Raw genomic sequence first — 24,053 nt, forward strand, 5'->3', positions numbered from 1 at the left:
ACCGCCCCGACGCCCCGTCAGAGCCGTACGAGCGTCACCTCGGTGGCCTTCACACTGGTCCACACCTCGGCCCCGTCGACGATGCCCAGCTCGGCGGCCGCCTCGGGGGTGATCTCGGAAACCAGGTCCGGCGCCTCGGGGGAAGCGATCAGCACGCGCAGCCGGCTGCCGACCGCCGTGATCTCCCGTACGGTGCCCGGCCAGACGTTACGGGGACTGCCGCCCGGGCGGTCCCGGTGCACCGACACCGCCTCGGGGGCGATGATCGCGAGAGCCTCGCTCCCCTCGGGCAGCGCCTCGGCGACCACCAGCCGGCCCCCAGCCGCGAGGGCGAGTCCGTCGGCCGACGCGGTGCCCGGCCAGGCGTTGCGGCCCAGCATCCGGGCCACCCAGGGGGAGCGCGGATGCCGGGTCACCTCGGCCGGCGGCGCGTCCTGCAGGGTGCGCCCGTCGGCGAGTACGAGGACCCGGTCGGCCAGCGACACCGCCTCGACGGGATCGTGCGTGACGAGGAGGCAGACCCCGCCGAAGCCGGCCAGGTGGGTGCGCAAGGTGTGGCGGACGTGCGCCCGCGTCGTCTGGTCGAGGGCGGCGAGCGGCTCGTCCAGCAGGAGCAGTCGGGGCCGGGCGGCCAGGGCGCGGGCGAGGGCGACCCGCTGGGCCTGGCCGCCGGACAGCTGGGCGGGCTTGCGGTGGGCGAGGTGCCCGACACCGAGCCGGTCCAGCCAGGCCTGCGCCTCCCGGCGGGCCTCGGCGCGCGGTATTCCGCGGGCGCGCAGCCCGTACGCGGTGTTGGCCACGGCGCTCAGGTGCGGGAACAGCGCCCCGTCCTGCGGGACCCAGGCCACCTGCCGCTTGTGCGGGGGCAGGGCGGTGACGTCGTCGCCGCCGAGCCTGAGCTCCGCGTGGGCCCGCGGGGTGAGGCCGAGCAGGGCGCGCAGCAAGGTGGTCTTGCCCGCGCCGTTCTCGCCGACGACCGCGATGGTGGTGCCCGGTTCGGCGTCCAGGGTCAGCTCGTTGAAGCCGGTGAGCGTGGCGTGCAGGGTCCAGTGGCCGCCGTCGTGCGGGGCGGCCGGGGAGAGACCGGCCGCAGGGGCCGGCGCCGGGGACGCGGCGGGGGGTGCGGCGGGCGCCTCCTCCACCTGCGACGGGGTACCGGCCCGGCCACGGGCGAGTGGCGTGCCCGTCCAGCGGCCGCGCAGGGCGACCAGTACGGCCATGGCGATGGCGAGGAGCAGCAAGGAGACGGAGGTGGCCGCTTCCGGCTGCTCCTGGAGCAGCAGGTACACCTGGAGCGGCAGGGTCTGGGTGGTGCCGGGCAGGTTGCCGGCGAAGGTGATGGTCGCGCCGAACTCACCCAGCGCGCGGGCCCAGGTGAGCGCGGCTCCGGCGATCAGGCCGGGAGCCACCATGGGCAGGGTCACCGTGAAGAACACCCGGACCGGAGGGGCGCCGAGCGAGGCGGCCGTCTCCTCGTAACTCTGCTTGAGGCCGCCGAGCGCACCTTCCAGGCTGATGACGAGGAACGGCATGGAGACGAAGGTGGCGGCGACGACGGCGCCCGAGACGTGGAACGGCAGGGTGATGCCGAACGTGTCCTCCAGCAAGGGTCCGAGCAGCCCGCGCCGGCCGAAGCCCAGCAGCAGAGCCACACCGCCGACGGTGGGCGGCAGCACCATCGGCAGCAGGACCAGCGAGCGGACCAGGGCCTTTCCCTTGAACTGGACGCGGGACAGCAGCCAGGCGAGCGGCACACCGAGGAGGAGGGAGAGCCCGAGGGCCCAGAAGGACACCAGGAGCGAGAGCTGGAAGGCTTCGACCACACCGGGGCTGGAGAGGTGGGTGGGGAGGTCGGACCACTGCGTGTGGGTGAGGATGCCGACGAGCGGCAGCAACAGGAACGCGACGGCGAGCAGCGCGGGCAGCGCCAGCGTCAGGGGAGGCCGGGTACGGGTGCGGGTCCTGCTCACGGGGGTCTAGGTGCTCCTCGGTCGGGTGCGGTCGGGTGCGGGCGAGGTCGGGTCGGAGACGGACGGGGCACGCGCGGGCGGGTCAGGTGCGCTCGCGGCAGGCGAGGGCCGGTTCAGGCGCGGTCAGGCGCGGTCGACGTGCACGCCGGTGGACTTCACACGGGCGGTTGCGCGCATGCGCACCTCCGCTTTGGGTCCCGGCCGGCGATCAGTCGGCGGCCACCCTCGTCGCGATGGGTCGGGACGCGTCCGGCGTCGGCCCACCTGCGGGCGGTCTCCGGGCTGACGCCCGGCAGACGGGCCGCCTGCCCGACCGTGTAGGACTGCATGTGCGTCACCGTAGGCGCATTACGTCCGCAGATACAATCTAGTCTGGATCATCTTCCTGGCAGATGCCGAGCCGGTTGTGGTATCCGCCAAAAGGAATTCCACCGCACCCGCCCGCCTCGCTAGAGTCGTGACATGGCTGATGAGGTAACGGGAACCGTGCGGGTGGATGCCTGGATCTGGTCCGTGCGTCTGACGAAGACCCGCTCGACTGCGGCGACCGCCTGCCGGGCGGGCCACGTGAAGGTCAACGGGGAACGCGCGAAGCCGGCCCAGCCCGTGCGCGCCGGTGACGAGGTACGGCTCTTCCACGCCGGACGGGAGCGGATCGTGGTGGTGAAGCGGCCCGTGTCCAAGCGGGTGGGTCCGCCCGTCGCCGCGGAGTGCTTCATCGACAACAGCCCGCCGCCGCCGACCCGCGTCGAGGCCGCCGTGGTCGGCATCCGCGACCGGGGCGCGGGCCGCCCGACGAAGCGCGAACGCCGCGAGATCGAAAACCTGCGCGGCCGCTGACGGCGCGGGGCGGCGCCCGCCCGGCGCCGCCCTCCCGCTCCCTACCTGCTCCGCCCCCGTCCTGCGGTCCGCTACGCCCGCCGCGTCACGCCCGGCCCGTCACGTCTTCCGGTACGTGTACGCCTCGGCGGCCGCCGCCTCGACCGCGTCCAGCGCGGCCCCGGCGGACGCGGCGACCACCGCCGCCACCGCGCCCTCCAGGAACGGCGCGTCCACCAGCCGGGACCCCGCCGGAAGCTCGTCGTCCACCAGCAGTGCCTTCACCGTCAGCACGGAACTCCCCAGGTCGGCGAGGAGTGCGACACCGGCGCCCCCGTCCACCTCCCGCGCGGCCGCGACGATCAGCTCGGCGCTCGTGCCGAGCCCGCCCCCGGCCGTGCCGCCCGCCGTGGCGACCGGGACCACGGGCCCGCCCGCCGCGAGACCGCGCGCCAGCTCGGCCACCGACTCCGCGACGCGTGCGCTGTGGGACACCAGCACGATGCCGACCACCGCCGGACGGCCGGTCACCGCGCACCGCCCGTGGTGCTCGCGTCGCCCGTATCCGCGGTGTCCGCCAGCGCCTCCATCAGCAGCGCCGACGAGGTCGCCCCCGGATCCTGGTGCCCGATGCTCCGCTCGCCCAGGTAACTGGCCCGGCCCTTGCGCGCCTGCAGGGGCACGGTCGCCAGCGCGCCGTTCGCCGCGGCGTCGGCGGCCGCCCGGTACGAGGTGCTCAGCGCGGCCACCGCCGGCACCAGAGCGTCCAGCATCGTCTTGTCACCGGGCGCCGCCCCGCCGAGCTGCGCCACCGCGCCAACCCCGGCGTACAGGGCCTTGCGCAGTTCCTCGTCGGACACGGCGGCGGACTGCCCCAGCTCCTTGCCGGTGCGCCGCAGCAGCGTCCCGTACAGCGGCCCCGAGGCGCCGCCGACCGTCGAGATCAGGGTCCGCCCGGCCAGTTGGAGCACCGCGCCGGGCGCCGTCGGGGCCCCCGAGTCCAGGGCCGCCCGTACCGCCCGGAAGCCCCGCAGCAGATTGCTCCCGTGATCCGCGTCCCCGATGGGGGAGTCCAGCTCGGTCAGCCGGTCCGCTTCGCGCTCCACCGCGGCCGCGGTGGCAGCCATCCAGCGCCGGAAGAATTCTGTGTCACGCACGGGATCCCCTCGCCTCACATCGCCTTGCCGGTCCGTCCGCCACCTTACGTTCGACGCCTCGCCCAGGCGCGAACCGGGCACCGTCGCCCCCGGTGCGCCGGACCCGGCCCGGGCCCTGCCGTCCACGGAGCGCCGGGCCGGGAGGACATGTGACGACACGCCCTAGCGACCCCAGCGCAGCGCCGCCGTCTGGACGGGGGCGTCCCACAGGCGCAGCAGTTCCTCGTCGGCACGGCACAGCGTCACCGAACAGCCCGCCATGTCCAGTGAGGTGACGTAGTTCCCCACCAGCGTCCGCGCCACCGGCACGCCGCGCGCGCCCAGTACCCGGGCCACCTCGGCGTGGAATCCGTACAGCTCCAGCAGAGGCGTCGCGCCCATCCCGTTCACCAGGGCGAGCACCGGCCCGTCGGCCGGATCCACATCGGCGAGCTCCTCCAGTACGGCGCCCACCGCGAGCTCCGCGATGTCCCGCGCCGGCAGCATGCGGCGGCGCTCCCGGCCGGGCTCCCCGTGGATTCCGACGCCCAACTCCATTTCGCCGTCCGGCAGATCGAAGGTGGGGCTCCCCTTGGCCGGTGTCGTACAGGCGCTCAGGGCCACGCCGAAGCTGCGCGAGCATTCGTTGACCCGCCGTGCGATCGCGGCGACCCGCTCCAGCGGCGCTCCTTCCTCCGCGGCGGCGCCGGCGATCTTCTCCACGAACAGCGTGGCCCCGGTGCCGCGCCGCCCCGCCGTGTACAGGCTGTCGGTGACCGCGACATCGTCGTCGACCAGCACCCGCTCGACCCGCAGGCCGTCCTCCTCGGCGAGCTCGGCGGCCATCTCGAAGTTCAGCACGTCCCCGGTGTAGTTCTTGACGACGAAGAGCACGCCTTGTCCGGAATCCACGGCGGCGGCCGCCCGCAGCATCTGGTCCGGCACCGGTGAGGTGAACACCTCACCGGGGCACGCGGCCGACAGCATTCCGTACCCGACGAACCCGGCGTGCAGCGGTTCGTGCCCGGACCCGCCCCCGGACACCAGACCGACCCGCGCACCGGCCCGCGCGTCCCGCCGCAGGACGACCCGGCGCTCCACGTCGACGTCCAGTTCGGGATGGGCGGCGGCCATCCCCCGCAGCGCATCGGCGACCACGGTCTCGGGACTGTTGATCAGCATCTTCACGGCTCACTCCCAGTGAGGTCGACACCTTCTCAAGGTGACGGTAAGGGAGCCCCCGCCGGGAAGCCCCCATTCGCTCGCGGTGCACGCGCCGGGATCTGCATGTCCTGCCGGGCCGCCTCCCCCGCGCCCGGGGCCGTCAGGTGCGGGAGCGGCCGAAGAACTCCACCTCCGCCACCGCCACTTGGCGATCCTGACCGCTGCCGTAGGCCGAACGAAGGACGATGCGCACGGACACCGTGTCGCGCCCCCGGATGTCGACGCGCTGGACGCCGCCGTCGTTGAGGGTCTTGTGCGTGGTGCGCGCGCGGCCGGCCGAGTCGGTCACGATCAGGTCCACTTCCTGCGGGCGGGCCTGGTCGGCAGCCTGGCCGGGGCGCTTGGAGGTGCCCGGGGTGATGAGCACCGCCAGGAGGTCCATGGGCTGGGCGAAGTCCGCCTGGAGGTGCTGGCCGTTGGAGTCACCGGCGTACCCGGTGCCCCACCAGGTGTTGGAGTAGTGGTCGAAGGCCAGCTCCGGGCCGTGTCCCTCGGCGGAGTGGGAGGCGCTCCAGCCGGTGGGCCGGACCGCGACGCGCTGGGCGAAGTGGTCCTGCACCGCGCGGGCCGCCGGCGGCCCGCCGATCAAGCCGCCCACGGCCACCAGGACGACCGCCGACACCACCACGGCCCTCACGATCCACCTCCGCCCCGCCTGGCGCAGGGGCGGCCGCTGCCCCGCGAAGGGGCCCTCGTACGAGACCTCGCGCCGGGTACCGATCGGGGCCGCGCAGGAGCGGCAGAAGGAGCGGTGCGGGGCATTGGCCGTGGCACAGGCCGGGCACGGCGGGCCCTGCTGCGCTTCCGCGGCCGGCTGCGGAGTCCGTACGCGCGGGCGGGCCGCCTCGGGGCGCCCCGGCAGGACGCTGCCCGGCCGCTCGGCCGGCGCGGGGGAGTCCTCGGCGACGGGTACGGGCACCAGCAGGGCACGGGCCGCATCCGAACCGGAGGCCGGGGGAGCGGAGCCAGCAGGGCCGGAACCCGCAGGGCCGGGACCCGCAGGACCGGGACCCGCAGGACCGGGACCCGCAGGACCGGGACCCGCAGGACCTGAGCCCTCGGCAGGGGACGGCGCGGGCGTGGAGTCGGCCGGGGATCCGGGCCCGGAGGGGGACGGCTCGGCAGCGGAGTCGGCGGCGTCGGCGCTCTCGGCCGGTACCACGGGCAGCGGGGCGGTGGCCGCTTCGGCCGCCTCCGCCGCACGAGCTTCCCCGCCGGCGGCGGAGCCGGTGGCGCCGGCCGTGTCCCAGCGCAGGAAGGCGCCGCACGAGTCGCAGAAGGACTGGCCCGTCGTACGCGACGGAGCGGCGCACTCCGGGCAGGGAGCGGTGGTCCGGGATTCGGGCATGGTGGGGTCAGTTCCCTTCCGGAACAGAGGAGTCTTGCGGGACGGCGGCCAGTACCTCGGCCGTGAACGGCAGGTGCGCGGGCCGGGCCGCCGCGACGACCGCGTGCAGCCGGTGCCGGTCACCCGGCCGGGGGGCGCGCAGCCGTACGGCGACGTGCAGTGCGGGCCGCGGCGCGCCGGGGAACGGCCCGAGCGGCTTGGCCGACCAGGCGGCGCCTCCGCTCTCGGTGATCTCGGGCAGGACCCCGAAGCACAGCCGCACCGCTTCGGCCAGGCCGTGCCGGGTACCGCGCCGCCGGTGCAGGGCGGTGGCGGTGGCCACGGCATGACGGCGTACCTCCACCGGTTCGTCGCCGCCCAGTTCCGCTCCGACCCAGTCCGCGAGCCAGTCGACGAAGTCGGCCGGGGCGAGCGCCGGGTCGAAGTACGCCTCCAGGCAGTCCAGGACGTTGAAGACGGGCGCCAGCATCGAGTCCAGCCCCGTGACGAACCGCTGGGCCAGATCGTCGTCCGCGTAGACGGCGGGCAGCGCGAGACCCAGCGGGTGCGGAGACGGGAGCCCGTCCAGGGCGCCGCGCGCGCTCGGGCCGCCGCCGCTCACAGGCCCTCGATCACACGGACGCGGTGGTCGAAGGGGAAGAGCAGCGCCGACGGACCGAGATCGACCCGGTCCGTGGCGTCGCCGCGGCGTCCGGTCAGCGGATCGGCCGGATGCAGCAGCACCTCGTCGACCAGTTCCACCCCCGGCACCCGCTGGAGGGCCGCGAAGACCTCTCCCGATCGCAGCGACCGGCCGAAGGGCCAGCCACGGCCGTCCGACCCGCCCGTCAGCGGATCCAGGTACCTGTACAGGGCGTCGAGTGCTTCCTCCCGCACCCGATCCGCGGTGGCCGCCCGGTAGCTGTGGACGGTGGCCACGACCGTCACCCCCTGGTAGAAGGGCGGCCCGACCGCCAGCCGGGTGCCGAGCGGACGCCGCTCGTCAAGGAACCCGGTGATCCGGGCCAGGAGTTCGTCGCCCGGTACCAGCTGCTCGAAGCGCAGCCGGCCGCCCCGGTCCGTCACGGCCTGCGGAACGACCAGCACGCGCACCGCGTTCTCCCCGACGGCGCCCGCGTCGGCGGGCGCCTCCGCGCCGGCGGCAAGGCACTGGATCCGGGCCGCCTCCGGCGCGGCCCGCCGGGTCAGCTCCTCGTAGTCCCGCGCGGTCACCGCCCGCTCCTGCGCCCGCAGGGCGATCGGCGCCCGCAGCCGGGCCTCCTCGACCGTCTCCCCGTCGACCCCGCCCCGGGCCGCCTCCCGGTTCTCCACCCGCGCGATGTACGGGATCGAGCTGCGCAGCACCTGGACGGCCCCGCGCGCCACGTTCCCGCCGCGGCCGCCGCCCACCCCGTAGCGGGTCGCCCGTACGGCCGCACCCTTGGCCGGGACCGCGCCGAACTGCCGCAGCGAGCCGTCGGGTTCCCGTACCGCCGGACCGAAGGCGATCTCGCCGGTCGTCGCGTCCAGGGTGAAGTGCCGGTCCCCGGCGCCGGAGGCCGAGAAGTCCGGGACCTCCTGCCACCGCTGCCAGCCCGCTCCGTCCGAGACGTCGAGCAGTACCTCGCCCACCACCGGTACGTGTGCGAGGCGCACCCGGTGACCGGGCACCCCCTCGGCCTCCCCGAGGGGCTCCTCCCGTACGAACTCGGCGTGCGAGGCGGTGACCGTACCCCCGATGGTGAAACCGTCGGCGTCGCGCACGGTCGGTGAGGAGGTGTAGAAGGGCTGCCCGGGGCGGGGCGCCGTCACCCGGCAGCGCACCCAGCCGGCCTCCAGCCCGCCCAGCCGGGACACGGTGTGCCCCGGGGGCAGGTGCAGCACCACTTCCCCCGGCCGGTTGAGGCCGCCGGTGGAATCCGAGGCCACCTCGCAGGCCGTCCAGCCTTCGGGCGTCCAGGCCTCCCAGGCCAGAGGGGGCTGGCGCGGGTCCACGCCGACACCGTCCACCCGGCTGTCCACCCGCAGGACCGCCGCGCAGCCGGGGAGCGCCGCAGACAGCCCGAACAGCAGCAGGTCGCCCGGCTGCGGGACTCCGGTGAACACCGGCACGTCGACGCCCGCCCGGACCTCCTGCGTACGGTCGGCGGGCGCCGCCCCCGAACCCTGGCTGAGCAGGTGGGACAGGGTGCACGGGACCAGGGTCAGGTCCCGCTCGGTGGCGAAGACCACCGCTTCGTCGGTCTCCGTACGACCGGTGGCCACCTCGGTCCCCGCGGGCAGGACCACCGGCTCCGACTGCGGCGCGGCGAGCCAGAACGTCACCGGTGCACGGGCGGCCGAGGGCGGGAAGAGGGTGATGCCGAGCAGGTCGAGGAAGGCCAGCTGGTTCTTCTCCGGCACCCGGTTGAGCCGGTAGACCAGCTGATCGGCCATGTGGGCCACGGCTTCGATCAGGGTGACCCCGGGGTCGGAGACGTTGTGGTCGCTCCACTCGGGACAGCGCCGCTGGATGTAGCGCTTGGCGTCGTCCACGAACTGCTGGAAGTGCCGGTCGTCGAGCCGGGGTGCGGGCAGGGCCATCAGTGTCGTCCGCTTTCGCTGGGGGCCGGGGATCCGGTCGTGGGGCGGGGGCCGTCCGCCGTGTGCGCCGCGCCGCCGGCCGTGTGTGCAGCGCCGCCCCCGGTGTCCGCCTCGCCGCCCTCGGCGGGGATCACGTAGAAGGGGAAGACGAGGCTGCGCGGGTTGTTGGTGCCGCGCACCGTGTACCGCACGTCGATGTGCAGCACGGCCGGGTCGTCCGGCGCCGGGGTCACCGTCACCTCCCGCACCTCGATCCGCGGCTCCCACCGGTCCAGGGCGGTACGGACCTCGTAGCGGATCCGGCCCGCCGTCGCGTCGTTGGCCGGCGCGAAGACCAGGTCGTGCACCGCGCAGCCGAACTCCGGCCGCATCGGCCGTTCGCCGGGGGCCGTCGCCAGGACCAGGCGCATCGCCTCCTCCACCTCGCGGTCCCGGCGGGCCAGCGCGATGGCCCCGCCCGGATCGGTCCGCATCGGGAAGGCCCAGCCGGCCCCGACGAAGTGCTCGCTCATCTGCTCATTCCCTCAACGTTCCGAATCCTCGTCCTGCGTTACGCGCCTGCCCTCCGCGGAGCCCTAGAACGGCACCCCGTTGCGGGTGGTGATGCCCATCAGCGACACCGTCGCGGCCGTGATGGCGACATTGCCGATCGCCTGGACGGCCACCCGCCCCGGCGTCTGCACGTCCACGCCGAGCCCGGTCTTCACGTCCATCCCGAGGCCCGCCTTCAGGTGCAGGCCGCGGCCCGCGCTGAGGTTCAGCGCACCCGTCGCCGACAGCGTCAGATCGCCGCCCGACTCCACCTTGACCCCGCGGGCGCCGCGGATGGTGACCGTGCCCCCGCTACTGATCGTGAGCGTGGTCTTCGCCTCGTCGAGCTGGACGGTCAGCCCGCCGTCGCCCGTCCGCAGCCGGATGCCGCTCGACGCGCGAGCCGCCCCGGTCCGCTCCAGGAGTTCCACCGTGTGTCCGCTGCGCGCCGTCAGCGCACGCCAGTTGACCTGCCCGGACGTGGGGTCGACCGCCGCGATCCCGTCGGGTTCGCGCGTCGCCCTGTCCACCCCGTTGTAGAGCCCGGCCAGTACGTACGGGTGCTCCAGGGAGCCGCGGTCGAAGGCGCACAGCACCTCGTCGTTGACGTCCGGCAGCAGGAGACCGCCGCCGCCGGTACCACCGAACTGCGCGACCCGGCACCAGCCGCTCTCGTACGTGTCGGAGAGCCACGGGAAGCGCAGCCGTACCCGGCTCAGACCCTGCGGATCCTTGACGTTGGTGACCAGCGCGACCACCACCCCGGGCAGCGGCGCCGCCGGCTCGCCGCCTCCGCCGCCGCCCGAGGCGAGCCCGTACAGCGAGCGGAACTGCCGCCCCGACACGGTCAGCCAGGTGACGTACGGCTGTCCCGAGGCGAAGACGTGACGGACACCGGTCGCGGTGTACTTGCCCTCGAAGGGGAAACCGGCGCCCTTCACCGCGACCGGCCGGCCCGGCATCAGCCCCGGATTGCCCGTGACCGCCACCTCCAGCTCGCCGAACGAGCCCGCCACGTCGTCGGCGAGCGCACGGACGGCGTGCGTGACCTGCGAGGGGGTCGTGTACGGAACCCCGGTGGCGTCCAGCTCGGCCTTCCCGAACGCCGTCGTCAGCTGCGCCGCGGTGACGCCCGCCTTGATGTCCTGCGTGGTCCCGGAAGCCGCCGAGGCCGCCAGCGGCCGTTTGGCCGTCATGTCCCAGCCGCGCACGGTCACCCGGCCCACCTGGCCGGCGGAGGTCAGCGCGATCCGGCTCTGCAGGGTGTTGCGGCCGAATTCCAGGACGTACGGGCTTTGCAGCGCGGGCGTGGTGTCCGCCGGCGCCCCCGCGGCGGGCGCGAGCGGAGCGAAGTCGAGCTTCCCCTCGGCGTCGAAGGACAGCCGGACGTCGTTCTCCGCCGCCAGCCGGGAGAGGTAGTCCCAGTCGGTGATGCCGGGCTGGGTGGCCAGCTCGTAGACGGTGGGCGTGGCCTCCACCCGGCCCAGCGCCAGCCCGCACTGCGCCGCCAGCTTCCGGACGATGTCCGAGGCCGTCATCTGCGGATAGCCCGCGACCCGCCGGTTGCGCAGCAGCCGGTGCCCGGGGTCGTAGCCGCGCAGTACGAGCCGGCGGCCGGCGCCGGGCTCCGTGTCCACCTCCACCGCGGTGACCTCACCGGTGATCAGCGGAGTGCCGCGGATTCCGTCCGTGAAGGGGCTGATCACCGCCTTGGAACCGACGTTGAGCTGCGGATACCGCCGGGTGAGCATGCCGTCGCCGTCCGTGAAGACCAACTGGAAGGCGGAGGGCACGTTCACGCTGGCATCCACCCAGCCCTCGGTCAGGAGGGCGGCCAACGGGTCGGGAAGCACGGAGCCGCCGAGCTGGACGTGGAGGAGGGTGGTGAAGGTGTTCTCGCTCATACGGCACGCTCCGAGCTTGCGGGAAGGAGGAGTTCGGTTCCGGGACGCAACCGCATCGGGTCATCGATGCCGTTCGCTTCGGCGATCAGCCGCCAGCGGGTCGGGTCCCCGTACTCGCGCCAGGCCAGCGAGGCGAGCGTGTCCCCGGACACCGTTCGGTGCACGCGGCGGGCGGACAGCGCGCCCGAGGTCGGGTTCTGGCGCTTGACCGTGGTCGGGATCTCGGTCAGGGCCATCGAGCAAGTGGCGCGCAGCGGCATCCCGTTGGGGCTGAAGAGGGTGTACGTGGCGTTCGCGCTCGTCACGTACGCGGTCAGCTGCACCGTGCTGAAGGAACCCCACGAGAACCGCACCCAGGGCGGCGACGGTGCCTGGGAGCCGGTGCTCTGCTCGGTCACCTCGCAGCACGAGAGCAGCAGCTCCACCTGGCTCTGGACGGTGCTCGCGCCCGGGGTGCCCGAAGCGTCGAGGAACACGTCGACGCGCAGCTGCGCCGGATCGACGCCCGTGAACTTCGGCGGAGTGCCGCGCATGTACGCGACGGCGGGCTCGCTGTGCCAGTGCGCGGACCGGGACAGCTGGAGCTGACGGGGGTTGAACTGGAAGCGGACCTCCCCGATCAGACCGCCGACCGAACCGCCGAGCCGGGCGGGTGGCTGGTGGACGGCCAGCGAGGCGCGCGAGAGCCCTGCGGCGGTGCTGCCGCCGGTGGGGGCCGGCACGTCAGACCCCTCCGGCGTCGGTGAACCCGTGGTGCGCGATCTCCAGGGTCTCGGTGGCGACGGAAGGGCTGGCCGGATTCAGCGTCGGCCCCGTCCAACGCACCGGCAGCACTTCCACCAGCCCCCACTGGGCGACGACGGAGCCGTCGGCGCGCAGGGCGGCGATCTGGGCGGTGGGGCGGGTGATGCCGGTGGCGAGGGAGGAGATCCAGGCCGCGACGCGGGCGGTGTCGGCGGTCAGGGGCCGGGTGAGGCGGATGGTGGAGAAGGTGACACGGGTCGGCAGCTGCCAGACGAACCCGTTGTTTCCGCCCTCCTGGTGCTGCTCGACCTCGACCTGGGAGGAGAGCCCGTCGCAGCCGTTGAACAACCCGAGGTTCTGGCCGTCGATGCTGAGGTTGAAGAAGACGGTGGAGGCGGGGTCGGGTGGCGTGGGCATGCGGACTCTCTGTTCGGCGTGAGGGTGAGGGTGAGGGTGATGGTGATGGGCAGGGGGCAGCGGTCGGCCGGTGGTCAGCGGTCGCGGAGGCGGCCCAGGCGTTCGCGGTCCCCGCGCAGTTCGGCGCGCAGCAGCCGCGAGAGCGGCGCGACGAGGCGCCGTGCGAGGGCGTCGAGTTCGGCCTGGGGTGGCGGGGGAGGTGCTGCGGCCCCCGCGGCCGGGGGCGGGGTCGGTGGAGCTGCCTGTACGGGGACGGGCGCGGGTGGGGGTGCCGGTGTGACGGGGGTGGGGGTGGGCGTGCGCTGGAAGGTCGTACCTACGCCTGCGGTGAAGGTCCGCTGCACGGGGACGTTGCTCGGCGCGGCGGGGGTCGGGGGTGCGGGTGCGGGTTCTCGTGCCGGTGCCGGTGCGGCTGCCGTCGGGGTGTGCGGGCTGAGGGTGGCGAGCGGGAGGGGTGCGGCACCGGCGGGTGCGGCCGTGGTCCGGCGCAGCGCGGCGGGCACGCCCGGCCCCGGCTCCGCAGTGGGCCCCGCCGGGGTGATCGGGCGCCCCGAGGCCAGCAGGGCCGGGGCTGCGGGTGCCCGCTGGACCGGGGGCGCGGGAATCCGTACGGACGGGAGGGGCTGTGCGGGCGTCGGGCCGGGAGCCGGAACCGGAGCCGGGGCAGGGACCGGAGTTGGGGCCGGGGCGGGTGCGGGTGCCGGGGGCGGTTGCGCGGAGGCGGGGGCGGGCCTGATCGGGGCACCGATCAGCGGCCGTCGTACCTTGGCCGGCGGCTCGGCTTCCGGGGCGCGCTGGATCCGCCGGACCAGCGGCTTCGCCGATCCCGTACTGGGTGCGGGGGCAGCGGGGGCGGGCCGGGGGATCGGGACAGCGGCTGCGGCGAGCGCTTCGGGGGTCCCCGTACCCGGCCCTGGGGGAGGAACGGGTACGGGGACGGCTGGGGCGCCGACGGGCCGCACCGTCCGCGACGGCAGGAGCGGCCGGGGGGCGGAGGTCAACAGCGAGGGCGACTCGGTCGCGGCGCGCTGGACGGCGGCGGGCAGGGCCCGCGCCTGCTCGCGCGCACCACGCGAAGGGGTCCCGGGCCGTACGACGGGCACAGGCGGGGGCGCGGCTTCGGTGGGGGAGGCCCGCGGTGTTGCGGGTGCCGGTATGACGGTGGGCGCTGTGGACGGTATGGCCCTCGTCGCGGTGGCGCGCTGGACGCCGGGGGCGACGGGTCCGGGCGTCGGGGCGGGGGCCGAAGGAGTCGTACGTGTCGGGACGGTCCGCTCCGGGGTGCTGGCGCGGTGGACGACGGGTGCGACCGGTCCGGGCGTCGGGGCGGCGGCCGAAGGTGTGCTGCCTATCGGGACCGTCCGTTCCGGGGTGCTGGCGCGCTGGACGGCGGGGGCGACGGCGGCCGGAAGCGTCCGCGAGGGCGGATTCACGGAGGCCGGGGGCATGCCGGTCGCGGCGGGGCGCGGCGGGCCGGATTCCGCGAACCCGGCCACGGGCGCCGGGGGCGCCGGGGCAGCAGCGGGGGAGTGATCCGCGCGATCCGGGCCGGGGAGGGGCGCGGACACGGCTTCCGCCTCCGGGACGGACACGGGGAGCGCGGGCACCGGAGCGACGGCGCGCTGTGCACGGGGCGCGGGGGAGCCGGCGACCGCCCCGGGAAGGGCATGACGCTGAACCGTCGGCGTCGGCGTCGGCCTCGATGTCGGCGCCGACACTGAAGCGGTGCTCGGCTCGCGCCCGGCGGCTGTGGTCACCGGGAGCGGCGGCGCGGGAGCGTCAGCCCCCGCCCGAGGTACGGAGCTCACCGGGACCGCTCCCATGGGCGGGACCGGCCCGCTCTCTCGGACCGGCGCAGCAGCCGCCGACTCGAAGCCGACGGTCGGGACGGAAGCGGCGGTTGGGGCCGGCGCGGCGGCGGGCACGGACTTCCGGGTCGGCTGGGAGGCGCCGGTGTGGGTCGGCCCGCTCGCCGGTACCGGCGCGGTCGCAATAGCCGGGGCCGAGGCGCTGTTCGGGGTCGGCGCAGCGGCGGGCAGGGGCTGATGAGTCGGCGCGGAGGCATTGGAGGGGGTCGGTCCGCTCGCTGGGACGGGCGCGGAGGCCGCCTTCGGGATACCCGCCGTCACCGGCGCGGAAGCAGCCGCCCGGCTCGCCCCCGTGGGCGGGACCGGCCCGTTCGCCGTCATCGGCGCCGCCACCGGCAGGGGCTCGCCCGTCCCGACGGGCGGGGGCGCTGCGGCCCGCACAGACGCAGCCGGGCTAAGCGCCGGGACCGGCGCACCCGGCGAGCCCCGGTGCTCCGCAGACCCCGACGGAGCCGGGAACTCCGCGGCCGCTCCCGCCAGCGGCAGCCGCTGCAGGGACGGGGAGACGGGGTGCTGTGCCGCGCCCGGCGGGACCGGAACGACGGAGTCGAGGAGCAGGCCGGACGGGGCCGACGAGGCCACGGCGTGCCCGATCCCCCCGTTGAAGGCCAGGGTCTGCCGCGTGGCCAGGGACGCGGCGAAGTCCCGGTCGGCCGTCAACCGCGGTACTCCCAGCACCCGCTGGACCGGCGCTGTGGCCGACCACCCACCGTCGCCCGGCACCGGCACCGGCACCGGCACGCCCCCGGCCGTTTCCGTGACCGGCCGCGCCTTCGCGCGCTCCCGCCGGCGCCGCCCGAACAGCCCCATGACCCTCCCCTTCCCTTCCGCTTCCCCGTGCCGGCCGAGACTGCTGCCCCTTACCGCCGGTCGTTACCGCTGGTGGTTACCGCTGGCCGTTACCGCTGGCGGGGACCCGCCTACGGCTCCACCAGCCGCGCCACCTGCCGTACGTACGCCTGCCGGTCCGCATGCTCCAGATCGAGGATCGCGTCCATGTCCCAGTGGAAGTGGTAGGCCAGGTACGCGGTCTCTTCCTCGATCAGGTCGGCCGCGTACGTCACGATTCCCCCAGGCGGCTCCCGGCAAGCTCGACCTCGAACGCCCCCTCGCAGTGCGGGCACGAGACCGCCGCCCGGGTGTGCCCCTCCGCGTTGATCCGCCGGTAGAAGTCCTGGAGGAAGGCCAGGTCGGAGGCGAACATGTTCTCCACCGTCCCGTCGTGCACCAGGGCCAGCGTGCCCAGCCGGGTGATGACCCGGCCCAGGAGAACCACCGACAGGTACGCCGGGTTCTCACGCACTCGGACGTCCCGCAGCGGTAGCAGTTCATCGCGGGCCGTGGCCAGCCGCATCGTGCCGCTGCGGTGGACCGTCCCCGATTCGTCCACGAAACCGCGCGGCAGCTCGAACTCGAACTCCGTGCGCAACGGCTCCCGTACGCCCGTACTCGTGCCCGCACCCACCGCACCGGACGCCTGCGCGTCCCCTGCGGTACCCGGTGCCGGCCCCGGCCCAGGTGCTGTGCCCGGTCCTGCTCCCGGTCCCTGGCGTCGCATTATTCGATGACCAGCTCTTCGAAGGTGATCGTGACCTGCTCGGTGAGCGCCGAGGCGGCACCGGCCTTCACCGAGCTGACCTCCACCTTGGAGCACCAGGCATTGCGCAGGTTGTACCGGCGTACCGGGTTGTCCTGGTAGTCCATCATCATGATCGTGGCGTTCTTGCGGGCGGAGCCCATGTCGCCGTTGATCGAGGCCGTGATCCATTCCGTGAACGCGGTGGACTGGGTCACACCACGCGTCACCGAGCACTGACCCGCCTTCTTCACGCCGGGCAGCTTCTTGATGACGGGGCGGCCGTCCGCCGAGACCTGCGGGTACTCGATGACGTCCTGCTCCATGGACAGGCTGCTGACCTCCTGCAGGAACTCGACCATGACGCCGTCGATCTGCAAGCCGAAATTGTGTGAGGTGAGCGCGTCACCGGGCTGAAGGGACATACGGGGGTGCTCCTTGTACGTGTCTGCGGGTGCGTGCCGTGCGGGCGGTCAGGGGCGGTGCCGTGAAGGCCATGGGGCAAGTGGGCAACGGGGCAACGGGGCAAGTGGGCAATGAGGCAATGAGGCAACGGGCCGGGGGAGTGCGGGCCTACTCCTCCAACTCCCCGCCCCCACCCGAGAACTGGGCCAGCCGGAAGACCACGAACTCGGCCGGCTTCACCGGGGCGATACCGATCTCGCACACCACCCGGCCGAGGTCCACGGACTCGACGGGATTGGTCTCCGCGTCGCACTTCACGTAGAACGCGTCCTCCGGGCGCTGGCCGAACAGCGCGCCCGAGCGCCATTCGTTGACCAGGAAGGCCGAGATGTTGCGGCGGATCCGCGCCCACAGCGCCTGGTCGTTGGGCTCGAACACCACCCACTGGGTGCCGATCAGGATCGACTCCTCCAGGTAGTTGAAGTAGCGGCGCACGTTCAGGTAGCGCCAGGCCGGATCTGAAGCCAGGGTGCGCGCGCCCCAGACGCGGATCCCGCGGCCGGGGAAGGCGCGGACGCAGTTCACGCCGACGGGGTTGAGCAGGTCCTGCTCACCGCGGGTGATCTGGAGCTCCAGATCGACGGCGCCGCGCACGATCTCGTTGGCCGGGGCCTTGTGCACTCCGCGTTCGGCGTCGTTGCGCGCCCAGACGCCGGCCATGTGGCCGGACGGCGGCACCACCTTGGTCTGACCGTTCGACGGGTCGAAGACCTTGATCCACGGGTAGTAGAGGGCGGCGTAGCGCGAGTCGTAACCGGCCACGTCCATCCGCCACTTGCGGATGTCGCGGGCGTTCAGTCCGGGGGGCGGGTCGAGGACCGCCATCCGGTCGCCCATCAGCTCGCAGTGCGCGACCATGCCCAGTTGGACGGCTTTGACCTGCTCCAGGCCGATCAGACCCTGCTGGTAGGCGGCCATCAGGTCGGGGGCGGCCACCATGTTGATCTCGTCCAGGGCTTCCAGGCCACCGAAGCCGGTGCGGTCGGCGGAGTCGCCGATGAACTGCCCCGGCTCCAGCCGTCCCACCGGGGCAGCCGGCGCGGCCGCCGTACGGTTCGCGGCGGCGGCAGCGACGGGTGCGGGTGCGGGTGGGGCCAGGGTCAGCGTCTGCGCGTCGGGCCGGGACTGCGCGACTCCGGGCGCCGCCTCCTCGACCACGATGGTCTTGGAACGCTGGCGGACCTGGGTGACGACGTAGTTGCGCGCCGACTTCTTGGCACTGACGTCGAACTCCTCGACGACGGTGTCAGCGTCCTTGACCAGCAGCTTGAAGCGGTCGGCGCCGCCCTCCCCCTCCACGTCCTGGACCACCACGGTGAGGGCCCCGCCGCTCGCCCCGCCGGCGGTGAGGGCCGCCACCTTGAACGCTCCGAGGGCGACGGCCTCACCGGCGCTGACCGCCGGCGGCTCGGTCGCCGCGGGCACGGGCTCGGTAGCCGCCGCCGACCCTGCCGGAGCCCCGCCGACCCGGACGACGTAGGCCGCCGTGCCGCCGTTGTTGAAGAACCCGTACACGGAGTGCGCCAGGTAGCAGCCGTCCGTGAAATCACCGAACCCGGCGACGTACTGGGACCAGTTGGTCACCAGCGTCGGCTCGTTCAGCGGCCCGAAGGGTGCCAGTCCCACGAAGGCGGCGACGGAGGTCCCCACTCCCTCGATGGGCCGGGACCCGCCGGCGACTTCCTCGACGTAGACGCCGGGCGAAAGGTAGCTGGGCACGCGGTGATCTCCTTGCTGTGCTGGTCACGTGGTGGGGCGGGCGGCCCGCGGGCGGATGCGGCGCAGGGGCTTCACCCGGAGCCGGAGCGGAAGCCGGAGCCGGAGCGGGCCCCGTTGAGGAAGCCGTAGAGGAAGCCGGTGAGGAAGCCGAGCCGTTGCGGGGAGCCGACGTGCGGACGGCGGACCTCCCCCTGGGCGTGATCGCTTTCCGCTGGTCACAGTGACCTTGCCGCATCCGCTACCCCGCCGGGAGGGCCGGGCGGACGGGGCCGGGGGCAGCTCGGGCTGCCCGCCCGTACACGCGCCGCAGGGCCGAAGTAACGTTCCCTTCGACCGTTGTGCGGGGGAATGGGGTGTGAGTGGGCCCGGATCAGTGCGGGGGCATGGCGGCCGGGCTGCGGTTTCGGCTGCTCGGACCGATGACCGCCCGGGCACCCGGCGGGGGACAACTGGCTCTGGGGTCGAACCAGCAGCGGGCCCTGCTCGCCGTACTGCTGCTGCGGCGCGGGCGGGCCGCCCGCATGTCCGAACTCCTCGACGCCCTCTGGGGGGAGCGGACGCCGCCGCGCGCCATCGGCACGCTGCGGACGTACGTATCCCGGCTGCGCACCCTCTTCGAACCGGACCGGCCCGCCCGCGCACCGGCCCGCCTGCTGGTGTCCACCCCCGACGGCTACGCCCTGCGGCTGCTCGAACCGGTGCTGGACATCGACCAGTTCGAGCGGGGGCTGGCCGCCGCCGCCCGGCTGCGCTCGGCCGGGGCCACCGGTGAGGCGTACCGCACCCTGGGGGACGCCATCGGGCTCTGGTCGGGTACGCCGCTGGCGGGACTGCCCGGCCCGTACGCCGAGGCCCAGCGGGACCGGCTCACCGAGCTGTGGCTGAATGCCCGGGAGGACCACTTCCACGGCGCCCTGGAACTGGGCCTGGACCGGGACATCGCGGCCGTCGCCGCCCTGCGGGCCTTCGCCGCCGAGCACCCCCTGCGCGAACGGACGCAGGGACTCCTCATGCTGGCCCTGCACCGGGCGGGCCGGTCCGGCGAAGCGCAGGCGGTGTACGAGGGCACCCGCAAGATCCTCGATCTCGAACTCGGGGTGGCCCCCGGGCCGGAACTGGCCGCTCTGCACCGGCGGCTGGCGGCTGAGACCGGCTACCGCGCCGGGCGCCCCGAGGACCCGCACCACCGGCCCGAACCGCCCCGGTCCCGCGTTTCGGCTGCCCCGCAGAGCCGGCCGGCGCGGGCCACCGGATGTGCCCCGATGCCCGCCCCGGTGGTCCCCTTCACCGGCCGTCCGGCGGAGACCGCCCGCCTCGTACAGGTGCTCGCCGGCGCCGCCCCCACCGCCGTACCCGTCGCGGTCCTCACCGGAATGCCGGGCATCGGCAAGACAGCCCTCGCCGAACACGTGGCCGCGCGCGTCCGGGATTCCTTCCCCGACGGCGTCCTCCGCGCCTGCCTGCGCGGTGGCAGCACTGAGCCCCTGGCCCGTCTCGTGCGCGCCCTCGGCGTACCCGGCCCGGCGGTGCCGGAGGGGCTCGAAGCCAGGGCGGCGCTGTACCGCTCCCTGCTGGCCGGGCGCCGCATCCTCGTCCTCCTGGACGACGCCCGCGACACCGCCGGGCTGCTGCCGCTCCTGCCCGGGGCCCCGGGGTGCGCCGCACTGGTGACGAGCACCGGCGGCGGGCTCCTCGTACCGGGAGCGCGGCTGACCGAGGTACGAGAACTGGACGACGGGGCCGCTCTGGAGCTGCTCGCCGCGGTTGCCGGGGCCCGGCGGGCGCAGGAGGAGCCCCGGGCGCTGCGTGAACTCGCCAGCCGGTGCGCCGGACTCCCGCTCGCCCTCCACCTGGCCGGCCGTCGGCTGCGGCTGGACCCCGGTCTCACGGTGACCGCCCTCGCCTCCCTCGACGGCCCCGGCCTGCTCGCGGAGCTGAGGGCGGACGGTACGGCCGTCGAGGACCGGTTCCGCCGCTGCCTGGACCCCCTGACGCCGCCGGCCGCGCGGGCGCTGCGCACCACGGCGGCGGCGACCGGCGGCTTCGGCCACGCCGAGGCCGCGGTCCTGACCGGCGCCCCGGAGGCCGAGGCGGCTGAGGCGATCGACGAACTGGTCGACTCCGGCCTGCTGCGGCCCGGTGCTTCCGGCAGCTACCGCTACCATCCGCTGGTCCGCGAGTTCGCCCTGCACGGGGCCCGGCCCCAGCGACCACCTGCGGCCGGGCCCCAGCGACCACCTGCGGCCCGACCCCACCCGTGACAGCGGTGCCGGCCCCGGCTCGCGCTGGCGCCCCGGTGTCCGTACGGGCAGTCAGACGTGCCCGGGGTCCGGTACTTTCGGGCACCGGTCGCCGGCCCCCGGCGCCCTAGCCTTCCCGCATGACGATGTGGACCACTCTCGATCCGGCCGCCGTGGCCGTCGACCCCGGCGGCCGGGGCACGGCCCGCCTGCGGGTACGCAACACCGGGGACACGGTGGAGGAATACCGGCTCTCGATCGTGGGCGACCCCGCCGGATGGGCCCGGATCGAACCCGGGACCCTGCGGCTCTACCCGGGCGCTGAGGGAACCGCCGAGATCACCTTGGCCCCGCCCCGCACGTCCGACGCGCCGGCCGGCCCGGCTCCGTACGGGATCCTCGTCGAACCGCGCGAGCACCCGCAGCTGCGGGACGTCCTCGAAGGCCGGGTCACCGTGGCGCCCTTCACGGAGCTGCGCGCCGAACTGGTGCCCCCCAGGCTCGTCGCCAGGTTCCGGGGCCGGGCCGCCATCGCCGTCGACAACCTCGGCAACACCCCGCTCACCGCCTCCCTCACCGCCCGGGACGAGTCCGGCCGGCTCACCTTCGACATCCGTCCCAAGTCGGTGCAGGTCGCTCCCGGCCGGGCGGTCTTCGCGGACCTGGAGATCCGGCCCCAGCAGATCTCCTGGACCGGACGGCCGGAGACGCACCGCACGACCGTGACGGTACGCCGGTCGGGGGACGCCGCGGACCTGGAACTCACCGGGGACTTCGAGCAGTGCCCGGTGTTCCCCGGCTGGCTGCTGCTCGTGGGCGGACTGCTCGTCACCGGGGCGGTCGCCTTCGCCGTTCTCTGGTTCGGGTTCTCCCCCAAGGTCAATTCGGCCGCCGGGGAGATGAAGACGGAAGCCGGCGCGGTGCTGCCCGGCCCGCTCGGCGGCCAGAGTCCGCTCCCGTCGGCTCCTCCGCCGCCCGTGGACCCGTCGGTTCCGGGCGGCCTCCCCGTCGGCGGTGACCCGGGCGCGGGCGGGGCGGGCGGCGGGACCGGCTCAGGCGCGGGTGCCGGCGGTGGTGGTGGCGGCGGAGGCGGTGGCGGCGGAGCCCAGCCCGGCGGGGGCGGTGGAGCGCCGCAGCCTCCGCCGGGAAGCCCGCAGACCGCGAAACAGGGACCGCCCTGGCGGGCCGGCTACGAGGCCGACGTCGTGGTCCATTTCGCGCAGCGCCGGCTGGCCGCTCTCGGCAACAACCCCTGCACCCTCAAAGGACAGTGGAAGGAGGGCGTGATCGACCAGCAGACCGAGGCCTCGCTCACCTGCTATCAGAAGGCGGTCATGGCCGACCAGAAGACCACGCGCGCCCTGACGGCCACCGACGCGCTGGGCACGCTCGGCCGCGCCACGCTCTCCTCGATGTGGATGCAGGGCGTCACCGCGGACCAGCTGACGTCCGGGTCGAGGAACTTCGACGTCACACGGCTCGACGCGGCCCTGCGCTGGGCCACCCAGGCCAGCATCTCCGACAGCGACCTCCAGGCGGACCGCTCGTTCGCGCAGCTCGGCGTCAACTACTTCAAGTCGGGCGGGCAGAACGCCGCCCCGACGACCTTCGACACCAAGGTCCGCGACCGGGTCCGCGAGTACCAGCAGTCCGTCCAGCTGCCGGTGACGGGCGTAGCCGACACCCGCACCGTCAACGCCCTCCTGGGCGGCTCCGTCAACGCCCCGGGCCGCCCGGGCCGCTGACCGCACGGGGCACGCGAGCGGGGTGGTGCCTGGTGTGGGCACCACCCCGCTGTGCGCGCTTCGTGTGTTGGGTCAGTTGGTGCCGTAGTAGCCGAAGTAGTCGATGATCAGGTCGACGTCCTCCCAGCCCTGGTTCCAGAAGGCGACCATGCCGCTGTCGGAGGGGCTCGCCTGGACGAAGTTCGCGGCCGTTGCGCCCGCCGTCCAGTTCAGATTGGAGGACACCGGACGCGCGGGCGGGGTCGCGGTGCCGTTCTCGTACTGCTCCCGTGTGTTCGGGTCCGGGGCCACGGACAGGAAGCCGGCGCCTGTCGTGTTGGTGACCGTGGTGTTCACGACGTAAGCCTCGGCGTTGGGAATCTGCTGCAGGTGGTAGTAGTCACGGGCCGCCAGGGGGCGGCCGTCCCTGCGGGTGTCGACCATGCGGGTCGGCGTCGGGTGGTTCGACACGTAGGCGGCCTTGCTGTCAGGGGTGTAGTAGCCGTTGACGTCGATGACGACGTCGGTGGGCTGCCAGGCCCCGTTGCGAACGATGATCCGGCCGTCCGGGCCCACCGGCACGATGACCGAATTGGCGACCGTCTGGCCCGTGGTGAAGTTCAGATTGGACGCCGTCGGCGCTGCCTGCCCGCTGGGGTAGACGGTCAGGTGGCCGGCCTCGCGTGGGTTCGTGACCGTGACATTGAGCGAGACGGCGGTGGCGCCCTTCGGAACGCCGCCCACCCCGACGACCTGCGCGCCGAACGAGCCCTGCCCGGCGACCTGCCCCTTGGCCGTGCCCTGACCTTCGCGGGTGTCGACGAATCGGGTCGGTGAGAGCGAGGTGAAGCCGCTGGACGCGGCTGCGGTGAAGTAGCCGGTCACGTCTGCGATGAGGTCGACGGACTCCCAGCCGACGTTGTGCAGGTTCACGCGTCCGTCTGTGCCAACCGGCAGGATGACCAGGTTCGGCACGGTTTCGCCGGGACCGTAGTTAACGCTGGATGTATCCGGTATCGGGCGACCACTGCCCGCAGCGATGATGTGGCCACTGCCGATGGTATTGGTGACGGTGACGTTGAGGGCCACGGCGGTGATTCCGTCAGGGATCGTGCCATTGCCCGTGATCTTGACACTGGTCGCGCCGTACGCAGGGATTTTGCCCATTTCCCGGCCTGTGCCGTTGCGGGTGTCCAGAAGGCGCAAGGGGGCGTGTGGGGTGAAGTCCGAGCCCAGTGTCTTCACGGTCACTTTGTTGACAGCCTGAGTGTTCGTTGTCGGCTCGGTCACCGTCACGGTGATCGTGTACTGGCCGACCTCGGTGTACGTGTGCTTCCTCACCAGCGGCTCGGCAGCGTCGGCAGTGAACGTTTCCGTGGTGCCGTCGCCCCAGGAGAAGGCAACGCTAAGCGAGCCTTCAGCCCCGCTGAAGGTGGAATGCACGAGCATTTCGTGTGCAGAGGTGCCCCAGCTGTGCAGCTTGACCGCTAGATTCCCGTCCTCGGCGGTGGCCGCGGCGCGGCTGCCAGCGGTCTGCCCCGCACTGCGGACCGTACGGTCCGCAGAACTGCTGAAGACTTCGGCGCCGGACGTCTCAGCTGTGGTCGGGTCCACATCGGGGACGGCTGCGCCGTGCGGATCGGGTGCCACCGGCTGGGCGTGCGCCATACCGGGTATGAATCCAACGCCGGCTGCGAGGGCAGCTGCGGCTATGACAAGTCGACGCTTGGGCACGGATTCCCTATGTCTGTGAGTTGAACGGGATGGACAGTCTGCCCTGCCTCCTCGGCCTCTGCGCCGGCCGCA

Annotated in this window: 22 protein-coding genes and 1 pseudogene; 5 read left to right on the top strand and 18 right to left on the bottom strand. The window is 74.0% G+C overall.

Going from position 1 to position 24,053, the window contains the following annotated elements; genetic code table 11:
- Positions 1 to 17 precede the first annotated feature (17 nt).
- Positions 18 to 1,970 carry an ABC transporter permease gene (locus ACWDX7_RS06020; RefSeq protein ID WP_451488295.1) on the bottom strand — a complete coding sequence of 651 codons (1,953 nt, stop codon included), beginning with the start codon at positions 1,968 to 1,970 and terminating at the stop codon, positions 18 to 20.
- Between the two features lie 194 nt (positions 1,971 to 2,164).
- Positions 2,165 to 2,299, bottom strand: a pseudogene (locus ACWDX7_RS06025) (MerR family DNA-binding transcriptional regulator); the annotation flags it as partial.
- A 133-nt stretch (positions 2,300 to 2,432) separates the two neighbouring features.
- Here ACWDX7_RS06025 and ACWDX7_RS06030 point away from each other — a divergent pair.
- Entirely contained in the window at positions 2,433 to 2,810 is a 378-nt protein-coding gene (locus ACWDX7_RS06030) for an RNA-binding S4 domain-containing protein (RefSeq protein WP_451488296.1), read from the top strand.
- Positions 2,811 to 2,909: 99 nt separating this feature from the next.
- Here the strand turns inward: ACWDX7_RS06030 and ACWDX7_RS06035 are convergent, their stop codons facing one another.
- The 11 genes from ACWDX7_RS06035 to ACWDX7_RS06085 all read right to left on the bottom strand — a co-directional run bounded on the left by ACWDX7_RS06035 (position 2,910) and on the right by ACWDX7_RS06085 (position 13,158).
- Positions 2,910 to 3,320: a PTS-dependent dihydroxyacetone kinase phosphotransferase subunit DhaM gene (locus ACWDX7_RS06035; protein WP_451488297.1), complete on the bottom strand. Its 411-nt coding sequence runs from the start codon at positions 3,318 to 3,320 to the stop codon at positions 2,910 to 2,912.
- Complete coding sequence (gene dhaL / locus ACWDX7_RS06040) at positions 3,317 to 3,946, bottom strand: dihydroxyacetone kinase subunit DhaL (protein WP_451488298.1); 630 nt, start codon at positions 3,944 to 3,946, stop codon at positions 3,317 to 3,319. Before dhaL ends, ACWDX7_RS06035 begins: the two co-directional genes overlap by 4 nt.
- Before the next feature lie 162 nt (positions 3,947 to 4,108).
- Positions 4,109 to 5,113 carry a dihydroxyacetone kinase subunit DhaK gene (gene dhaK, locus ACWDX7_RS06045; RefSeq protein WP_451488299.1) on the bottom strand — a complete coding sequence of 335 codons (1,005 nt, stop codon included), beginning with the start codon at positions 5,111 to 5,113 and terminating at the stop codon, positions 4,109 to 4,111.
- 136 nt (positions 5,114 to 5,249) lie between these two features.
- Positions 5,250 to 6,497: an NADase-type glycan-binding domain-containing protein gene (locus tag ACWDX7_RS06050; protein WP_451488300.1), complete on the bottom strand. Its 1,248-nt coding sequence runs from the start codon at positions 6,495 to 6,497 to the stop codon at positions 5,250 to 5,252.
- 7 nt (positions 6,498 to 6,504) lie between these two features.
- Positions 6,505 to 7,098 (bottom strand): phage tail protein, encoded by a 594-nt coding sequence (locus ACWDX7_RS06055; protein WP_451488301.1) that lies wholly within the window; start codon positions 7,096 to 7,098, stop codon positions 6,505 to 6,507.
- The gene (locus tag ACWDX7_RS06060; RefSeq protein ID WP_451488302.1) at positions 7,095 to 9,059 is read right to left on the bottom strand and encodes a putative baseplate assembly protein; all 1,965 of its coding nucleotides are present in this window, start codon (positions 9,057 to 9,059) and stop codon (positions 7,095 to 7,097) included. Before ACWDX7_RS06060 ends, ACWDX7_RS06055 begins: the two co-directional genes overlap by 4 nt.
- Positions 9,059 to 9,571: a GPW/gp25 family protein gene (locus tag ACWDX7_RS06065; RefSeq protein ID WP_451488303.1), complete on the bottom strand. Its 513-nt coding sequence runs from the start codon at positions 9,569 to 9,571 to the stop codon at positions 9,059 to 9,061. The genes ACWDX7_RS06060 and ACWDX7_RS06065 overlap by 1 nt, the downstream gene beginning before the upstream one ends.
- Positions 9,572 to 9,634: 63 nt before the next feature.
- On the bottom strand, positions 9,635 to 11,494 hold the full coding sequence (locus tag ACWDX7_RS06070) for a VgrG-related protein (RefSeq protein WP_451488304.1): 1,860 nt from the start codon (positions 11,492 to 11,494) through the stop codon (positions 9,635 to 9,637).
- Entirely contained in the window at positions 11,491 to 12,216 is a 726-nt protein-coding gene (locus ACWDX7_RS06075) for a CIS tube protein (protein ID WP_451488305.1), read from the bottom strand. Before ACWDX7_RS06075 ends, ACWDX7_RS06070 begins: the two co-directional genes overlap by 4 nt.
- Position 12,217: 1 nt before the next feature.
- Positions 12,218 to 12,655 carry a phage tail protein gene (locus tag ACWDX7_RS06080; RefSeq protein ID WP_451488306.1) on the bottom strand — a complete coding sequence of 146 codons (438 nt, stop codon included), beginning with the start codon at positions 12,653 to 12,655 and terminating at the stop codon, positions 12,218 to 12,220.
- Positions 12,656 to 12,729: 74 nt separating this feature from the next.
- Positions 12,730 to 13,158: an extensin gene (locus ACWDX7_RS06085; protein WP_451488307.1), complete on the bottom strand. Its 429-nt coding sequence runs from the start codon at positions 13,156 to 13,158 to the stop codon at positions 12,730 to 12,732.
- A gap of 652 nt (positions 13,159 to 13,810) precedes the next feature.
- Here ACWDX7_RS06085 and ACWDX7_RS06090 point away from each other — a divergent pair.
- Both ACWDX7_RS06090 and ACWDX7_RS06095 read left to right on the top strand, forming a co-directional pair.
- Positions 13,811 to 14,188, top strand: a complete 378-nt coding sequence (locus ACWDX7_RS06090) for a hypothetical protein (protein WP_451488308.1) — start codon at positions 13,811 to 13,813, stop codon at positions 14,186 to 14,188.
- A gap of 192 nt (positions 14,189 to 14,380) precedes the next feature.
- Positions 14,381 to 14,701, top strand: coding sequence for a hypothetical protein (locus ACWDX7_RS06095; protein WP_451488309.1), 321 nt, complete (start codon positions 14,381 to 14,383; stop codon positions 14,699 to 14,701).
- A gap of 742 nt (positions 14,702 to 15,443) precedes the next feature.
- On the opposite strand, the gene ACWDX7_RS06100 is transcribed toward ACWDX7_RS06095, so the two are convergent.
- The 4 genes from ACWDX7_RS06100 to ACWDX7_RS06115 all read right to left on the bottom strand — a co-directional run bounded on the left by ACWDX7_RS06100 (position 15,444) and on the right by ACWDX7_RS06115 (position 18,283).
- On the bottom strand, positions 15,444 to 15,587 hold the full coding sequence (locus tag ACWDX7_RS06100; protein ID WP_451488310.1) for a hypothetical protein: 144 nt from the start codon (positions 15,585 to 15,587) through the stop codon (positions 15,444 to 15,446).
- Positions 15,584 to 16,081, bottom strand: coding sequence for a hypothetical protein (locus tag ACWDX7_RS06105; protein ID WP_451488311.1), 498 nt, complete (start codon positions 16,079 to 16,081; stop codon positions 15,584 to 15,586). The genes ACWDX7_RS06100 and ACWDX7_RS06105 overlap by 4 nt, the downstream gene beginning before the upstream one ends.
- On the bottom strand, positions 16,081 to 16,524 hold the full coding sequence (locus ACWDX7_RS06110; protein WP_451488312.1) for a phage tail protein: 444 nt from the start codon (positions 16,522 to 16,524) through the stop codon (positions 16,081 to 16,083). The genes ACWDX7_RS06105 and ACWDX7_RS06110 overlap by 1 nt, the downstream gene beginning before the upstream one ends.
- A gap of 148 nt (positions 16,525 to 16,672) precedes the next feature.
- A complete protein-coding gene (locus tag ACWDX7_RS06115; protein ID WP_451488313.1) occupies positions 16,673 to 18,283 on the bottom strand; it encodes a phage tail sheath family protein in 1,611 nt (536 codons plus the stop codon).
- 419 nt (positions 18,284 to 18,702) lie between these two features.
- Between ACWDX7_RS06115 and ACWDX7_RS06120 the strand changes: the two genes are divergently transcribed.
- Both ACWDX7_RS06120 and ACWDX7_RS06125 read left to right on the top strand, forming a co-directional pair.
- Positions 18,703 to 20,544 (top strand): BTAD domain-containing putative transcriptional regulator, encoded by a 1,842-nt coding sequence (locus ACWDX7_RS06120; RefSeq protein WP_451488314.1) that lies wholly within the window; start codon positions 18,703 to 18,705, stop codon positions 20,542 to 20,544.
- Between the two features lie 119 nt (positions 20,545 to 20,663).
- On the top strand, positions 20,664 to 22,268 hold the full coding sequence (locus ACWDX7_RS06125; RefSeq protein ID WP_451488315.1) for a peptidoglycan-binding protein: 1,605 nt from the start codon (positions 20,664 to 20,666) through the stop codon (positions 22,266 to 22,268).
- A 72-nt stretch (positions 22,269 to 22,340) separates the two neighbouring features.
- On the opposite strand, the gene ACWDX7_RS06130 is transcribed toward ACWDX7_RS06125, so the two are convergent.
- The gene (locus ACWDX7_RS06130; protein WP_451488316.1) at positions 22,341 to 23,915 is read right to left on the bottom strand and encodes a hypothetical protein; all 1,575 of its coding nucleotides are present in this window, start codon (positions 23,913 to 23,915) and stop codon (positions 22,341 to 22,343) included.
- Positions 23,916 to 24,053 lie beyond the last annotated feature (138 nt).

It is taken from the genome of Streptomyces sp. NPDC003034 (assembly GCF_053591375.1).

Coding starts and splice junctions, on each gene's coding strand:
- ACWDX7_RS06065 (WP_451488303.1), bottom strand. CDS start 9,571: ATGAGCGAGCACTTCGTCGGGGCCGGCTGGGCCTTCCCGATGCGGACC.
- ACWDX7_RS06080 (WP_451488306.1), bottom strand. CDS start 12,655: ATGCCCACGCCACCCGACCCCGCCTCCACCGTCTTCTTCAACCTCAGC.
- ACWDX7_RS06070 (WP_451488304.1), bottom strand. CDS start 11,494: ATGAGCGAGAACACCTTCACCACCCTCCTCCACGTCCAGCTCGGCGGC.
- ACWDX7_RS06120 (WP_451488314.1), top strand. CDS start 18,703: ATGACCGCCCGGGCACCCGGCGGGGGACAACTGGCTCTGGGGTCGAAC.
- ACWDX7_RS06110 (WP_451488312.1), bottom strand. CDS start 16,524: ATGTCCCTTCAGCCCGGTGACGCGCTCACCTCACACAATTTCGGCTTG.
- ACWDX7_RS06125 (WP_451488315.1), top strand. CDS start 20,664: ATGACGATGTGGACCACTCTCGATCCGGCCGCCGTGGCCGTCGACCCC.
- ACWDX7_RS06090 (WP_451488308.1), top strand. CDS start 13,811: ATGACGGTGGGCGCTGTGGACGGTATGGCCCTCGTCGCGGTGGCGCGC.
- ACWDX7_RS06060 (WP_451488302.1), bottom strand. CDS start 9,059: ATGGCCCTGCCCGCACCCCGGCTCGACGACCGGCACTTCCAGCAGTTC.
- ACWDX7_RS06130 (WP_451488316.1), bottom strand. CDS start 23,915: ATGGCGCACGCCCAGCCGGTGGCACCCGATCCGCACGGCGCAGCCGTC.
- ACWDX7_RS06030 (WP_451488296.1), top strand. CDS start 2,433: ATGGCTGATGAGGTAACGGGAACCGTGCGGGTGGATGCCTGGATCTGG.
- ACWDX7_RS06105 (WP_451488311.1), bottom strand. CDS start 16,081: ATGCGACGCCAGGGACCGGGAGCAGGACCGGGCACAGCACCTGGGCCG.
- ACWDX7_RS06050 (WP_451488300.1), bottom strand. CDS start 6,497: ATGCCCGAATCCCGGACCACCGCTCCCTGCCCGGAGTGCGCCGCTCCG.